Raw genomic sequence first — 14,505 nt, 5'->3', positions numbered from 1 at the left:
CTGGGCGGGGGCGATCGTGCGGCAGAAGTGACGGCGACCACATGGGTTTGAGACCCGATCGGTCGGGGTGCGTCGTCTTACCGGGTGTGAGAACAGGCATGGACGCAGCTGACGAGGGCGAACTCGTACGCCGAGTGGCCCATGGAGATCGGCGCGCGTTCGACGAGCTCTACCGGCGTACGGCGCCCTGGCTGGAGGTGCGCCTGCGCCGCCGGTGCGCCGATCCGGACATGGTCGCCGAAGTCTTGCAGGACACGTACCTGACGGTCTGGCGGGCTGCGGGCAGTTTCGCCGGTGTACCGGCGGCGCGCGGTGGCGGGACGCAGGGGAGCGCGGTGGGTTGGTTGTGGACCATCGCCGCCCACCGGCTGGTCGACGCGTTCCGTCGCCGGGCGCGCCGGGCCCGGGTGCCGCAGGTGCAGCTCATGCCGGAGACGGCCCCGGCGGCCGAAGACGAGGTGATGGCCGCCCGGGTCGGCCAGGAGTTGGAGCAGGCCCTGCTGGTCCTTCCGCCCGAGGTGCGGGCAGCGCTGCGGGCGACGGTCCTCGACGGGCTTTCCATGCGGGAGGCGTCGGTGTTGTTGGGCGTACCGGAGAACACCGTCAAGTCCCGGGTCCGCCGCGCCCGGATCGTCCTGCGGGAGGCCCTGTCATGACGACCACCCATCCGACGATGTCCCAGATAGAGCGGTACGCCGCCGGGGACCCCGGCCTCGACGAGCCCAGCGTCTGGGCGATCGAGGTGCACCTTGAGGACTGCGGTGACTGTCGTGCCCGGCTGGCCGGTGCCACCACTGTCGACACCCGGACCCTGATCGACCGGGTCGCGATGAACCTGGACCGGGAAATCGCCGCGACGCCCGTTCCCGCCGGTCGTAGCCGGCCCTGGTCCGTGCTGCGCCACCGCTGGTTCGTCGGCACGCTGCTGCCGTGGCTGGCGATGACCGCCACGGTGCTCGCCTGCGCCGCGTTGCTCGGTGAACTGTGGGCCGGGCGGCCCTCGCTGGTGCTGCTGATCGCACCGCTGGCCCCGTTGCCCGGCGTGGCGGTCGCCTGGCACCGACGTGCCGATCCGGCCTGGGAACTGATTGCCGCCACTCCCGCCGCCGGTCTGACGACGCTGTTGCGGCGTACCGCGGCGGTGTTGGCCTTCGTCATTCCCGCTCTCGCCGTGGCAGGTGCTCGCACCGGGGTGTCACTCGCTCTGATGCTGCTGCCGTGCCTGGCCTTCACCGCCGCCACGCTGCTGCTGGGGACCCTTGTCGGCGTTCGCCGGGCGGCGATCGGACTGATCGCGATCTGGACGCTCGTCGTGATCGCCCCGAGTCTGGCCGCAGCTCGGCTCCCGGTGGTCCTGACCTCCGACAGTGCCGGCATCTGGGCGCTGGCCACGGTGCTGCTGACCGTCACGGCCCTCATCCGGGTCAACGGACTTCGGCGACTTACCCACCACGACTAGTCGAACCCCACCACGACCAGGTAAAGCCCACCACGACCAGGTAAAGCCCACCACGACCAGGTAAAGCCCACCGCGACCAGGTAAAGCCCACCGCGACCAGGCCGCTCCTGCCTCGCCTGGTCAGCTCCGACCTGCGAATGAGACGGCGCCGCTGCCGCGCTGACGATCAACGAAGGAGACGATGATGATGCGTGCCGTGAGTGCGGCCGAAACGGCCGTCACCACCCATCCCTGGGCGGTTCACGCCGAGGGTTTACGGGTCCGGGCGGGGCGCCACCTGGCCGTCGACGGTCTTGACCTGGCCCTGCTCTCCGGGGTGCATGGGCTGCTCGGCCCGAACGGTGCCGGGAAGACCACTCTGATCCGGGCTCTGGCGACTGTCCTGAACCCCGCCGGGGGGCGGCTGACGTTGCTCGGCCGTCCGGTCGACGGCCGATCCGATCTGCGATCGGTCCGCCGTACCCTCGGTTACCTGCCGCAGCACTTCGGCTTCTACCCGCGGTTCACGGTCCGCGAGTTCGTCGGGTACATGGCCTGGCTCAAGGAGATGCCGAAGGCTGGTGTCGCGGCGGCCGTGCAACGATCCATCGACCGGGTCGGGCTGACCAGCAAGGCTGACGCCCGACTCAAGACCCTTTCCGGTGGGATGCTGCGCCGGGCCGGGATCGCGCAGGCCATCGTCAACGATCCGCAGCTCCTGCTGCTCGACGAGCCGACCGTCGGCCTTGATCCGGAACAGCGGCTCGACTTCCGCGACCTGCTGCGTGACCTCGGCACCGACAGTTGCGTGCTGGTCTCCACCCATCTGGTGGAGGACGTGGTGGCGGCCTGCACCGACGTGCTCGTGCTCAACGAGGGCCGTCTGGTGTGGCAGGGCACCCCCGAGGGTCTGACCACGCAGGGCGACCAGGGCGACGCCGGCGACAGCCCGGCCGAGCGCGGCTACTCCGCCGTCCTCCGTCGGCACCGCGCGGAGGCCGCCCAATGAACATTCTTGGGATCGAACTGCGCCGTTCCGCCGCGCTCGGTGCCGGACTGATCACGGTGGTGGTCGGGGCCGGCGCGCTCTATGTCGCAACCGGCCGCTGGTCGAGTGGCTGGATGGCGCTGGCCATGACCATCCGGGAGTACCTGCTCCTGCTGTGGCCGCTGGCACTGGCCGCCGGGGCCTGGCAGGGCCGCCGGGAGCACCGGGCGAAGGTGGGTGAGTTGTTCACCACCACCGCCCGGCCGCGCGCACAGCGGATGCTGCCGGTCCTCGGTGCGATGGCCCTCACCCTCGCGGTCGCCTACCTGCTGGTGACCGTGGCGGGCATCGGCTGGATCGCTTCCACCGCCCGGCACCTGCCCCTGCTGAACTTCGCCGTCGTCACCGGTGTCGGTGCGTTGTCGCTGATCGGTGCGGCGTGGCTCGGACTGGGCATCGGGCGCATGCTCCCCGCCCTGGTGACCGCCCCGGCGCTGGCGGTGGCCGGCGTCCTGCTGATCTTCCTCAGCGTCATCCGGCTCCCGGACTGGTTGGCTGCGGCGATCTCCCCGGTCCACGGCACGGTTCCGTTTCACGCCTATCAGACGATCGACAACCGGGTCAGCGGTGCTCTCGCGATCTCCATGGCCGCGCTCGCCGCCGCGGGCCTGCTGCTGTTCGTGGCCGATGGCTGGCGCACTCGTACGGCTGCGCTGGTGCCGGTGGTGCTCGGGCTCGTCGTGGCGACCGCGGTCGTACCGCGGGACGAAGGCGTGCTCAACTGGCCGGTCGACCCGGTCGCGCGCGAGCTGGTGTGTACCGACGACGCGCCGACGGTGTGCGTCAGCCGGGTCAACGCCAACGTGCTCGACGCGCTGACCCCGCTGGCCCGGGAGGGGCTGACGGCGTTGGCGAAACTGCCGGACGCGCCGACCGCCGTGCACGAGGACACTCGCACGCTCATGAGTGACGACGTCAGCTCGCCCGAGGACGGCATCGTCAGGATCCCGGTACGAATCGACAAGAGTGGCGGGCTCGCCCACCCGGCCGCCGTGGTTACCGAGGTTGTCCGAGGGCTGGGTGTCGGATACGACGGGCAGTGCCAGAACCGCGACGACGTGGTCGAACGGGCGGCGGCCTACTGGCTCCTGGCCCGCGAGCCGCAGTCGGACGTCGGCGTGATTCCCGGCATGATCGAGGAAAGCCCCGAGATCAACGTTGAGGCGGTCGCGCTGTGGCGGGGCCTGCGTGAGTTGCCCGAAGACGAGGCGCTGGACCGCGTCACGGCGGTCCGTGATGCCCTCCGACTCTGCACCGACGTCACAGGCATCCTGTCCGGGACTGCCCGGTGACCTGGATGCTGCTGTACCTGCGTTCACGGCGCGTACCACTGGCTCTGGCCGCGGCCGTCGGCGGCGCGGCGGTGGTGTGGGGGCTGTGCCTGGCCTTCGCCAAGGAGCGGGACGTCACTGCGATGGTGGTCGTGATGACCGTCGTGCTGATGGTTGCAGTGCTGTCGCCCACCCTCGCCGGTCCCGACGAGAACCTGGACCGTACCGCGTCGATGCGTTGGCCCTGGCGGCGTGCGCTGCACCTGCTCGCCGGCCTGATGGTCGTCCTCGTGGTCCTGCTCGCCACGCTGTACACCGGGGCCCGGTTCGGGCCAGCCGCGTTGGTGGCCCGTGACACCGCCGGCCTACTGGGATTGACCGCCCTGTGCGCGACCGTGGTCGGTGCCGCCAGATCGTGGTTCCTGCCGTTGGGCTGGACCACTGTCGCGGTCATGTACCCCCAGGAGGGTGTCTGGGGTGCAACGGCGACATGGCAGGGACAGCCACCCGAGAGCGATGCCGCCATGCTGATGGCCGCGGTATTCGCCCTCGGCGGGTTGATCGCCTACTCGGTCGCCGGTCCGGCTCGGCGCGCGGCGTCCGAGTAGCTCCGGTGACCGCGGTGTCGCCCGCCGCCCCCTCGAAGTCCGGGACGGCGGGCTGTCGCGGCTAGGTGCCCGCCTTCCCGGGTGACCGGCGCATCAGCTCGTGGACAGCTGGGTGGCGGCGTTCACCACCTGGTCGATCAGGCCGTAGTCACGGGCTTCCTCGGCGGTGAACCAGCGGTCCCGGTCCCAGTCCCGCTGGATCTCGGCCAGGGTTCGGCCGCTGTGCTGGGCGATCAACTCCTGCATCGTCCGCTTGACGTGCAGCATGTTCTCCGCCTGGATGGTGATGTCGGAGGCGGTGCCGCCCATACCGCCGGAGGGTTGGTGCATCAGGATCCGGGTGTGCGGCAGCGCGTACCGCTTGCCGGCCGTGCCGGCGCAGAGGAGGAACTGGCCCATCGAGCCGGCGAGCCCCATGGCCAGGGTCGCCACGTCGTTGCGTACGAAGCGCATCGTGTCGTAGACCGCCATTCCGGCGCTCACCGAGCCGCCCGGCGAGTTGATGTAGAGGGTGATGTCCCGCTCCGGGTCCTCGGCGGCGAGCAGCAGGATCTGGGCGCAGATCCGGTTGGCGATCTCGTCGTTCACCTCGCTGCCGAGAAAGACGATCCGCTCTCGCAGCAACCGTTCGAACACCTGGTCGCCGAAGGTCCGCTGGCCGTCGTCGAGCATCGTGATCATGATCAACCTCCACCCGCCGGCGGCGACGTCGAGCGCCCGGGGACCGGCCCCTTGAGCCTGCGGGATGCCACCGGTCCTCAACCAGCCGTTCTGCCCCGGGCAGATCCGCCCACGGCAGAACGACGGACCGGCTCAGGAGACAACAACGCCTGGTGGCCTCACCCTCGGTGACTGCCGACGGCCGCCCGCACTGTGGCCGTCCGCCGGGCGGCTCGCCTACGTGCCCCGGACCGGTGCAGCGGGCCGCCGGACGAACGGCTGGGCGACCCGCGACGGAGCAGCGGCCCCCGGGCGACGAGGTGGACCGGACCGACCGGGTCGACGAAGGCAACGACCCTGATTCCGCCGGTCAGCCCACCGTCGGTCAGCCCATCGCCGGTCGGTCCACCGCCGGTCAGGCCGGCGGTGCCGATCCGACCGACCGAGCGGGCCCCGCCCGCAACGGGGTCGTTGCTGCCCAGCCCTGCGGTCAGGTCCGCACCGAAGCCAAAACCGACGCCGTTGAGTCGGGCGACCGGCTGGGCGGATCCGTCCGTACCGCGGCTGGCGGTTGCCGGGTCGCCGGGTCGGGTGGCCGGGACGCGACCAGCCGGGCCGGTGGCGGGCAGTCGGCGTTCGACCCGCCGAAGCTCGTCGCGAACCTCCTCCAGCAGATCCGAGAGGTGCAGGCCGAGCGCCCGGCAGATCGCCGCGAGAACCTCGGAGGACGCCTCCTTGCGCCCTCGCTCTACCTCGGACAGGTACGGCACGGAGACCCCGGCGGCCTGGGCGACTTCCCGCAGCGTGCGGCCCTGGTGCTGACGCTTGCGGCGCAGCACCGCGCCGATCACCCGTCTCAGCAACGACATGGGGGCCTCACTCTCGCCGCTCCTGCGCTGACCGTCCCATCATGCCCGTCCGCCGCCCCGTTCGCCGTACCGAGTCCATTGAACGCCACCCCGCCGTGCGGTTCCCGGATCAACGGCTATGTTGTGGACGTGCAGGCGACCGACGCGGGGCAGGTCCCCCGGTGATTCACTTCCCCGCGCAGCGGCGAGGCCCGCTCAGTGCGTTGAGCCTTCGGCTGGCTGCCGCCATCGGGTTGGTGCTCGCCGTGGTGGCGGTGGTCTACCTCGAACGGGAGCAGTACCGCGACAACAACGGGGACGGCCTGACGCTGCTGGACTGCTTCTACTACGCGGTGGTCTCGCTGTCGACCACCGGTTACGGCGACATCGTGCCGATGACCCAGCAGGCCCGACTGGTCAACATCGTGTTCATCACCCCGGCCCGGGTGCTGTTCCTGATCATCCTGGTCGGTACCACCCTCGAGGTGCTGACCGAGCAGTACCGGACCGGCCGTCGCCTGCACCGGTGGGAGAGAAAAGTGAAGGACCACGTCATCATCTGCGGCTACGGCACCAAGGGGCGTAGCGCGATCTCGGCCCTGATGGAGAACGGGCTGGACAAGTCCCGGATCGTGGTGGTGGAACGCGCCGGTCCGGCCTTACGTCAGGCCACGTCGAACGGGTTGGTCGCCATCGAGGGTTCGGCGACCCGATCCTCCGTGCTCAACCAGGCCCACGTCCGGACCGCCAAGGCGGTGATCATCGCAACCGACAGCGACGACGCGTCGGTGCTTGTGGCGTTGACCGTACGCCAGCTCACCGCCGGTCAGGTCCGGATCATCGCCGCGGCCCGGGAGGCGGAGAACGCCCCGCTGCTCAAGCAGAGCGGCGCGCACCACGTGATCGTGTCCTCGGCTACCGCCGGCCGGCTGCTGGGCCTGTCGACGTCGGCCCCGCCACTGATCGACGTGGTGGAGGATCTGCTCACCCCGGGCCAGGGCATGGCGCTGGCCATGCGCTCCGCGGAACGCAGCGAGGTCGGCAGGTCGCCTCGGGAACTGGACACGCTTGTCATCGCGCTGGTCCGGCGGGGCAAGGTGGTCACCCTGGCGGACCGGGCCGGTGCGGTCATCGAGACCGGGGACATGCTGGTGCACGTACGCGACGACCGCCCCACCGCGAACACCCTGCCCTGAGCGACGGTCAGCTACCACCGGGCCCGAAAACGTCGACCGGGCCGTCCCGAGGGAACGGCCCGGTCGTGCTGGTCACGGCACGGGTCAGCCGACGATGGTCCAGGTGTCGCCGCTACCCAACAGCCCGGCCAACTGCTGCTCCGGGGTTTCGGTGACGGTGGCCCGGGCGTCGGCCAACTGCCCCTGCACCACGCTGTCGTACGACGGCCGGCGCACCGAGCGGAATACGCCGATCGGGGTGTTCCGCAGGTCGAAGCCGGGCAGCCGGGACAGCGCGAACGCGTACGCCGGGTCGTCGACCGTGGCGTCGTGCACGACGATCTCGTCCGCCGGGGTCGACGCCGTGTCGCGTACCTCCAGGCCGAACCCGCCGGGCGGGTGTACGACGCAGAACTGCCCGTCCTTGCCGAACGTGATCGGCTGGCCGTGCTCCAGCCGGATCAGGTAGTCGTCACGGGTGCCCGGCTCCTTGAGCTGCTCGAACGCCCCGTCGTTGAAGATGTTGCAGTTCTGGTAGATCTCCACGAAGGCGGAGCCCTCGTGTTCGGCGGCGGCGCGCAGCACCGATTGCAGGTGCTTGCGGTCGGAGTCGATGGTGCGGCCGACGAAGGTCGCCTCGGCGCCGAGCGCCAACGACAGCGGGTTGAACGGCGCGTCAGCCGAACCGACAGGTGTCGACTTCGTGATCTTGCCGACCTCGGAGGTGGGAGAATACTGCCCCTTGGTCAGCCCGTAGATCCGGTTGTTGAACAGCAGGATCTTGAGGTTGACGTTCCGGCGCAGCGCGTGGATCAGGTGGTTGCCGCCGATGGAGAGGGCGTCGCCGTCACCGGTCACCACCCACACCGACAGGTCCGGCCGGGAGACCGACAGGCCGGTGGCGATCGCCGGAGCCCGACCGTGGATCGAGTGCATCCCGTAGGTGTTCATGTAGTACGGGAAGCGCGACGAGCAGCCGATCCCGGAGACGAAGACGATGTTCTCCCGGGGGATGTTCAGCTCCGGCATGAACTGCTGGACGGCGGCGAGGATCGCGTAGTCGCCGCAGCCGGGGCACCAGCGCACCTCCTGGTCGGACTTGAAGTCCTTGGCGGTGAGCTTGAGGGCGACGGGCTCAGACATTCTTCAGGACCTCTTCCAGCATCGTCTCCAGCTCGGCGGCGGTGAACGGCAGGCCGCGGACCTGGTTGTAGCCGATGGCGTCGACCAGGTAGCGGCCCCGGATCACGTGCGCGAGCTGGCCGAGGTTCATCTCGGGGATGACCACCCGGTCGTATGAGCGCAGCACCGCGCCGAGGTTGGCCGGCATCGGGGCCAGGTGCCGCAGGTGTGCCTGCGCGACCGGCAGGCCACGCTGGCGCAGGGCGCGGCAGGCGGCGCCGATCGGGCCGTACGTCGAGCCCCAGCCGAGCACCAGCACCCGGGCGTCGCCGTCCGGGTCCTCCACCTCCACGTCCGGCACCGGGATCGTTTCGATCCGGGCCGCCCGGGTCCGCACCATGTAGTCGTGGTTCGCCGGGTCGTACGAGATGTCGCCGGTCTTGTCGGCCTTCTCCAGCCCGCCGATGCGGTGTTCGAGACCCGGGGTGCCCGGCACGGCCCACGGCCGGGCCAGGGTCTGCGGATCGCGTAGATACGGCAGGAAGGTCGCGCCGTCCTCGCCGTTGGGCGCGGTGGCGAACTCGACCCGCAGGTCCGGCAGGGAGTCGACCTCGGGCAGCAGCCACGGCTCGGAACCGTTGGCGACGTAGTTGTCCGACAGCAGGATGACCGGGGTGCGGTAGGTAAGCGCGATCCGCGCCGCCTCCAGTGCCGCGTGGAAGCAGTCGGAGGGGGACTTGGGCGCGATCACCGCCACCGGTGCCTCGCCGTGCCGGCCGAACAGCGCCATGTTCAGGTCGGCCTGTTCGGTCTTGGTAGGCATGCCGGTCGACGGCCCGGCCCGCTGCACATCCACGATCACCAGCGGCAGCTCCAACGCCACCGCGAGGGAGATGGTCTCGCCCTTGAGCGCCACACCCGGGCCACTGGTGGTGGTCACGCCGAGCGCACCGCCGTACGAGGCACCCAGCGCCGCGCCGATCGCGGCGATCTCGTCCTCGGCCTGCATGGTGGTGACGCCGAACCGCTTGTGTTTGCTCAGCTCGTGCAGGATGTCCGAGGCTGGCGTGATCGGGTACGCGCCGAGGAAGACCGGCAGGCCGGAGCGGACACCCGCGGCGACGAGGCCGAGTGACAGCGCGGCGTTGCCGGTGATGTTGCGGTAGGTCCCCGGCGGCATCTTGGCCGGCTTGACCTCGTAGCGGACGGCGAAGTCCTCGGTGGTCTCGCCGAAGTTCCAGCCGGCCTTGAACGCGGCCACGTTCGCCGCGACCAGCTCGGGTCGCTTGGCGAACTTGCGCTCCAGGAACCGCAGGGTCGACTCGTACGGCCGGGAGTACATCCAGCTGAGCAGGCCGAGGGCGAACATGTTCTTGGCCCGTTCGGCGTCCTTCTTGGACACGTCCAGCTCGGCCAGCGCGCCGATCGTCATCGAGGTCAGCGCGACCGGGTGCACCGCGTACCCGGCGAGGGTGTCGTCGTCGAGCGGGCTGGTCGCGTAGCCGACCTTGGCGAGGTTGCGTCGGGTGAACTCATCGGTGTTGACGATGATGTCGGCGCCCCGGGGCAGGTCGGCGAGGTTCGCCTTGAGGGCCGCCGGGTTCATCGCGACAAGCACGTTCGGCGCGTCGCCCGGGGTGAGGATGTCGTAGTCGGCGAAGTGCACCTGGAAGCTCGACACGCCCGGCAGGGTGCCGGCGGGAGCCCGGATCTCGGCGGGGAAGTTGGGCAGCGTGGAGATGTCGTTGCCCAGTTGCGCGGTCTCTGAGGTGAACCGGTCCCCGGTCAACTGCATGCCGTCGCCGGAGTCGCCGGCGAACCGGATGACCACCCGTTCGAGCTGGCGGATCTGCTTGCTCACGGCCGCACCTCGCTTCGTCGCGCGCTGCGGCGCGGCCGGCTGAACTGGATGGTGACCTCGCCTTGCCCGGCCACGAGACCTCCTTGACGCGCCGCTGCACCGGCCGTCCGTGAACGTCCGGCCCGCCTGTCCTTCCCTCACCGAGAGCCTACGTCGGATCGGGGGCGCGCCCTGCCCGGAGGTCCGCCGACTGAGAACGAAACGTGAGGGTTTATGTGGTCACTTGCGGTGTTTCGCCCGGGCCGCCGTAATCCATATCACCGCACGTCCCAGCCGGGTCGGTCCTGGGTCCGGGCCGGCCGTCGGGCGCGGAACCAGATTCCGGCGTCCGATTCCGGCGCACCGCCGGCCGGATCCTCCGCCGCGGTCCGGAGCGCCACGCCGCTCATCTCCTCGCCACCGGTCACCGACGCGGTGGCCCGGCGCCGCAACCACACCACGACCAGCCCGACAGCGAGGAGCACCAGCAGCACCGACACCATGATCAGCAGTGCCGCCGTGCGCTGTCTCCACGTTGACCCCTCGGTGTCACCGGGCGCCCCCGCCGGGCGCAGACTCGACGACGCCACCGGCGCGGGCGGCGGTACCACCGCGGGCTGCTCGGACGACGCCGCGGTGATCCGGAAGCTGAGCTGCATCCGCCGGTCGGCGCCGTGGCGCGGGTCGAGCCGGCCGATCACCGCTCCGGACAGCGGGGCGCTGCGCAGCGCCTGCGGCGTCGCGGTGACCGGCAACCTGACTTCCTCGGTACGCCCCGACCGGATCGTGTCGAGCCGGCAGCGGGTACGCGTCGCCGTCACGGCGACGCAGCCGGGTGGCGGCGTCGCCACCGTGACCCCGGCGGGCAGCAGCACGTCGACCCGGCCGCTGGCGTCGGCCCGACCGGTGTTGCCGAGCCGGACGAGGAGTTCCTCGCCGGCCCCGTCGGAGTCGAAGGTGACCTCACCCGCCGACATGGTGATCCCGGGTGCCGGTGGGCCCGGTGGGAACAGGACGGCGAAGCCCTCGTCGTCACTCGCGGTGCCGGCCGCGCCGGTGGCCGTCACCCGTACCGAGCCGGCCAGCGGCATGTTGCGCCAGGCGTCGCCGTCGACCCGGATCCGCAGCCGGGTGCTGAACTGCGCGCCGGGTGCCGTGGTCCACCGCCCGCAGCGGTACTCACCCTTTCCTGCGGTGGCGCAGCCGTCTGTGCCGGCGTCGGTGAGCCCGGCCGGCAGGGTGTAGGCGAGGCGGACACCGGCGCTCGCGCTACCGGCGTTGGTGACTGTCACGTTCAGGGTGGCCACCGTGCTCGCCGCGGTCCAGTAACCGGCCGGCAGGGTGACGTCGTCGGTGGTGACCTTCACGCCGGCCGATACGGGCGGTGCGAGCGTGGGGGCGGGCGGCCCGGACGACGGGGAGTACGTGGGCCGGGGCGGTGCCACCGTCGCGGCCGGCGGACCACTGCTCGGGACCGGTCCGCCGGTGGTGGTGCCCGGTGTGGGCGTCGTCGGCGGTGCGGCGGGCGTACTCGTCTCGACCGGCGGCTCGACCGTGGGTGGCGGCGACGTGGGCTCGGGCTCACCGGTCGGCTCGGCCGGTGGACTGTATGGCCCCGGCTCGGTGGCCCGACCCGCCACCGCCACGGTCGCTGCGGCACCTGGTGCCGTGCCGGCTCCGGCACCCACCAGCAGGCCGAGGGCACAGAGGGACGCGAAGGTACGACGCCAGCCGCATCGTCCGGGCAGCCGTCCCATTGATCCTCCGGTGCTGGTGGTGATCCCATGGTGGTCAGAAGTTGCTCTGGGACACTAGTCCCAGATGAAAAGAAGTTCGCGACGCGGCCGTGGTCTCCCGGCGGACGGTAGGCTGACCGACCGTGACCGGTTACCTGGGCTCGTACGCGACGCTCGGGCTGCTGCTGCTCGCTGGCGTGCTCTTCCTCGTCGTCGCGTTCACCGCCAACCGGGTGCTGCGCCCCGCCCGCCCGGCCGATCCGCCCGGTAAGCGCGCCAGCTACGAGTGCGGCCTCGACCCGGTGGGCGGCGACTGGGCGCAGATGCAGATCCGCTACTACGTCTACGCGTACCTCTACGTGCTGTTCGCCGTCGAGGCGGTGTTCCTCTTCCCCTGGGCGGTGGTCTTCGACCGGCCCGGGTTCGGAATGGTCACCGTGGTGGAGATGGCGATCTTCGTGGGTGTCCTCGCACTCGGCCTGCTCTACGCCTGGCGGCGCAACATCCTCCGCTGGACCTGACCCGGCGGGACCGATCACCGTTCAGGCGAGGCCGCGGCGGCTGAGGGTTGGTGGACGATCGCCCCGGACGGCCGCGACCATGTCCAGCACCCGGCGGGTGGGGCGGACCTGATGGGCGCGGAAGACCCGGGCGCCCAACCACGCGGAGACCGCCGTCGCGGCGAGCGTTCCCTCCAGCCGCTCCGTGACCGGCAGGTCCAGCGTCTCGCCGATGAAGTCCTTGTTCGACAGGGCCACCAGCACCGGCCAACCGGTCGCGGCCAGCTCGCCCAACCGTCGGGTGATCTCCAGGGAGTGGCGGGTGTTCTTGCCGAAGTCGTGCGCCGGGTCGATGAGGATCCCGTCGGGGCGTACGCCCAGGGAGACCGCGCGCTCGGCGAGCCCGGTCACCGTCGCGACCACATCCGCCACCACGTCGTCGAAGGCCGCGCGGTGCGGCCTGGTGCGCGGGCTGAGTCCGCCGGCGTGCGAGCAGACCAGACCGACCCCGGTCCGCCCCGCCACCCGGGCCAGCGCCGGATCCGCCCCCGACCAGGTGTCGTTGAGCAGGTCCGCGCCGGCCGCCACGGCCTCCACCGCGACCTCGGCCCGCCAGGTGTCGATCGAGATGACGACCTCCGGAAAGGCGGCCCGTACGGCGGCGATGGTGCCCACCGTCCGACGGATCTCCTCGGCGACGTCCACCTCGGTACCCGGCCCGGCCTTCACCCCGCCGATGTCGACGATGTCCGCACCCTCGTCCACCGCCCTTTCCACCGCCCGCAGCGCACTGTCGGCCTGGAAGGTCGCACCCCGGTCGAAGAACGAGTCCGGGGTGCGGTTGACGATCGCCATCACCACCAGGTCTTCGGGACCGAACCGCCGAGCCCCGAGCCGCAGCACCCCGGCCACGCCACCTCCCACATCGCCACCCGCCACCGGCCGATCACGCGGCCACCACACTGACGCTATCCGGTTGCCGGTTCGCGGTACGCCGCGCCGGGTGGGGTCGCCCCGTTCCTCTCGGCGTGCCACGATCAGTGCATGGGTCAGCTTCTGCTCCTGCTGGTCGTGGCGGTCACCGTCGCGGCGGTCGTGTTCGGCGTGACGGTGCTGGTCACCGGTCGGGATCCCGGCCTCGCCCCGGTCGAGGCGGATGGGCGGGCGGTGCCGCTGCCCGGCGACCGTCCGCTGCGCGAGTCGGACGTCGGCGAGGTGCGCTTCGACACCGCGCTGCGTGGGTACCGGATGACCCAGGTCGATCAGGCGATGCGCCGGGCGGCGTACGACATCGGCTACAAGGCCGAGCTGATCGGAGTGCTGGAGGCGGAGGTGACGGCGTTGCGGGACGGACGGACCGCCGACGCCGACGCGCTTCGACGGGCCCGCGAGCAGGCGGCCAACCCGACCGAGGCGGGGGCCTCGCCCTGGGACGCCCCGGTGGTCGAAGGATCGACGATCGAGCTCTCGGTGGCTCCCGCAGCGGTCGAGACCGGTGACCGGCCCGGCCCGGGTCCGAAGACCACCGCCGAGTCAGCGGCGGAGCCGGAGGCTGTGGCGGTGACGCCGACCGCGACGACGGAGCCGGCCGACGGCGATCTCCGGCCGGCCGGTGAGCAGCCGGCACCGGGCGGACAGCCGGCCGAAGGTGCCGCGACCCCCGTCGCCGCTGACCCCGGCGACAAGCCGGCGGGCAGCGAGGCGCCGGGGTCCGGGCCGCGTGGTTCGGTGGTCCGGTCGGAGTCGGCGTGAGCGGCTCGGACGGCGCTGACGATCTTCGCGAGGCGGCTCAACCCGGTGCCGGTGAGGTCACTGCCACGGTGATCGTGAACGCGCCGGCCGAGAAGGTCTTCGCCGCCCTGCTGGCCTGGGAGCGGCAGTCCGAGTGGATCCCGTTCACCACCGTCCGGGTGGTGGAGGGCGACGGCGGTGAGGGGAGCCTGGTCGAGGCGGTCACCTCGCTCGGCCCGGCGGTGCTGCGGGACAAGATGCGGGTGGTCCGGGTGGACGCGCCGTACGAGATCGGCGTGGTGCACTGTGGCACGCTGCTGCGCGGCCCCGGGGTGCTGCGGTGCACCCCGCTGGAGAGCGGGCGCAGTCAGGTGGTCTGGCACGAGTGGTTCCACCTGCCGGGCGGGCCGGCCGGCCGGGTGGCCTGGCCGGTGCTCTGGCCCGGTTCCAAGTTCAGCCTCACCCAGGCGCTGCGACGCTTCGCCCGCCAGGTCGAGCAGGGCCGCCTGCCCTGACCGGTGCGTGCGG

At 71.3% G+C, this 14,505-nt stretch carries 15 protein-coding genes; 9 read left to right on the top strand and 6 right to left on the bottom strand.

Annotated features, from left to right (window positions below; genetic code table 11):
* The first annotated feature begins 98 nt into the window (after positions 1-98).
* The 5 genes from AB0J93_RS20795 to AB0J93_RS20775 all read left to right on the top strand — a co-directional run bounded on the left by AB0J93_RS20795 (position 99) and on the right by AB0J93_RS20775 (position 4,365).
* Positions 99-656, top strand: a complete 558-nt coding sequence (locus tag AB0J93_RS20795; protein ID WP_363923951.1) for a sigma-70 family RNA polymerase sigma factor — start codon at positions 99-101, stop codon at positions 654-656.
* A complete protein-coding gene (locus tag AB0J93_RS20790) occupies positions 653-1,459 on the top strand; it encodes a hypothetical protein (RefSeq protein ID WP_363923950.1) in 807 nt (268 codons plus the stop codon). Before AB0J93_RS20795 ends, AB0J93_RS20790 begins: the two co-directional genes overlap by 4 nt.
* Positions 1,460-1,646: 187 nt before the next feature.
* Positions 1,647-2,447 carry an ATP-binding cassette domain-containing protein gene (locus AB0J93_RS20785; RefSeq protein WP_363923992.1) on the top strand — a complete coding sequence of 267 codons (801 nt, stop codon included), beginning with the start codon at positions 1,647-1,649 and terminating at the stop codon, positions 2,445-2,447.
* Complete coding sequence (locus AB0J93_RS20780; RefSeq protein ID WP_363923949.1) at positions 2,444-3,778, top strand: hypothetical protein; 1,335 nt, start codon at positions 2,444-2,446, stop codon at positions 3,776-3,778. The genes AB0J93_RS20785 and AB0J93_RS20780 overlap by 4 nt, the downstream gene beginning before the upstream one ends.
* A 5-nt stretch (positions 3,779-3,783) precedes the next feature.
* Positions 3,784-4,365, top strand: a complete 582-nt coding sequence (locus AB0J93_RS20775; protein WP_363923991.1) for a hypothetical protein — start codon at positions 3,784-3,786, stop codon at positions 4,363-4,365.
* A gap of 93 nt (positions 4,366-4,458) precedes the next feature.
* Here AB0J93_RS20775 and AB0J93_RS20770 read toward each other — a convergent pair whose 3' ends face one another.
* A complete protein-coding gene (locus AB0J93_RS20770; RefSeq protein WP_363923948.1) occupies positions 4,459-5,046 on the bottom strand; it encodes an ATP-dependent Clp protease proteolytic subunit in 588 nt (195 codons plus the stop codon).
* Positions 5,047-5,204: 158 nt separating this feature from the next.
* A complete protein-coding gene (locus AB0J93_RS20765) occupies positions 5,205-5,894 on the bottom strand; it encodes a helix-turn-helix transcriptional regulator (protein WP_363923947.1) in 690 nt (229 codons plus the stop codon).
* 161 nt (positions 5,895-6,055) lie between these two features.
* On the opposite strand from AB0J93_RS20765, the gene AB0J93_RS20760 reads away from it, so the two are divergent.
* Entirely contained in the window at positions 6,056-7,069 is a 1,014-nt protein-coding gene (locus AB0J93_RS20760; protein ID WP_363923945.1) for a potassium channel family protein, read from the top strand.
* 84 nt (positions 7,070-7,153) lie between these two features.
* On the opposite strand, the gene AB0J93_RS20755 is transcribed toward AB0J93_RS20760, so the two are convergent.
* The 3 genes from AB0J93_RS20755 to AB0J93_RS20745 form a co-directional block, all read right to left on the bottom strand.
* Positions 7,154-8,191, bottom strand: coding sequence for a 2-oxoacid:ferredoxin oxidoreductase subunit beta (locus tag AB0J93_RS20755; protein WP_363923944.1), 1,038 nt, complete (start codon positions 8,189-8,191; stop codon positions 7,154-7,156).
* On the bottom strand, positions 8,184-10,031 hold the full coding sequence (locus AB0J93_RS20750; protein ID WP_363923943.1) for a 2-oxoacid:acceptor oxidoreductase subunit alpha: 1,848 nt from the start codon (positions 10,029-10,031) through the stop codon (positions 8,184-8,186). The genes AB0J93_RS20755 and AB0J93_RS20750 overlap by 8 nt, the downstream gene beginning before the upstream one ends.
* A 257-nt stretch (positions 10,032-10,288) precedes the next feature.
* Complete coding sequence (locus tag AB0J93_RS20745; protein ID WP_363923942.1) at positions 10,289-11,767, bottom strand: hypothetical protein; 1,479 nt, start codon at positions 11,765-11,767, stop codon at positions 10,289-10,291.
* Positions 11,768-11,889: 122 nt separating this feature from the next.
* Between AB0J93_RS20745 and AB0J93_RS20740 the strand changes: the two genes are divergently transcribed.
* On the top strand, positions 11,890-12,267 hold the full coding sequence (locus AB0J93_RS20740; protein WP_093408387.1) for an NADH-quinone oxidoreductase subunit A: 378 nt from the start codon (positions 11,890-11,892) through the stop codon (positions 12,265-12,267).
* A gap of 21 nt (positions 12,268-12,288) precedes the next feature.
* Here AB0J93_RS20740 and folP read toward each other — a convergent pair whose 3' ends face one another.
* Positions 12,289-13,158 (bottom strand): dihydropteroate synthase, encoded by an 870-nt coding sequence (gene folP / locus AB0J93_RS20735; RefSeq protein ID WP_363923941.1) that lies wholly within the window; start codon positions 13,156-13,158, stop codon positions 12,289-12,291.
* 132 nt (positions 13,159-13,290) lie between these two features.
* Between folP and AB0J93_RS20730 the strand changes: the two genes are divergently transcribed.
* Together AB0J93_RS20730 and AB0J93_RS20725 are read left to right on the top strand one after the other, a co-directional pair.
* Positions 13,291-13,998, top strand: a complete 708-nt coding sequence (locus AB0J93_RS20730; RefSeq protein WP_363923940.1) for a DivIVA domain-containing protein — start codon at positions 13,291-13,293, stop codon at positions 13,996-13,998.
* Entirely contained in the window at positions 13,995-14,492 is a 498-nt protein-coding gene (locus AB0J93_RS20725; RefSeq protein ID WP_357581319.1) for an SRPBCC family protein, read from the top strand. Before AB0J93_RS20730 ends, AB0J93_RS20725 begins: the two co-directional genes overlap by 4 nt.
* Positions 14,493-14,505: the final 13 nt, after the last annotated feature.

Source organism: Micromonospora sp. NPDC049374, from assembly GCF_040677165.1.
Taxonomy (GTDB): Bacteria; Actinomycetota; Actinomycetes; order Mycobacteriales; family Micromonosporaceae; genus Micromonospora.
This window is presented reverse-complemented; position numbering and strand designations above follow the sequence as displayed.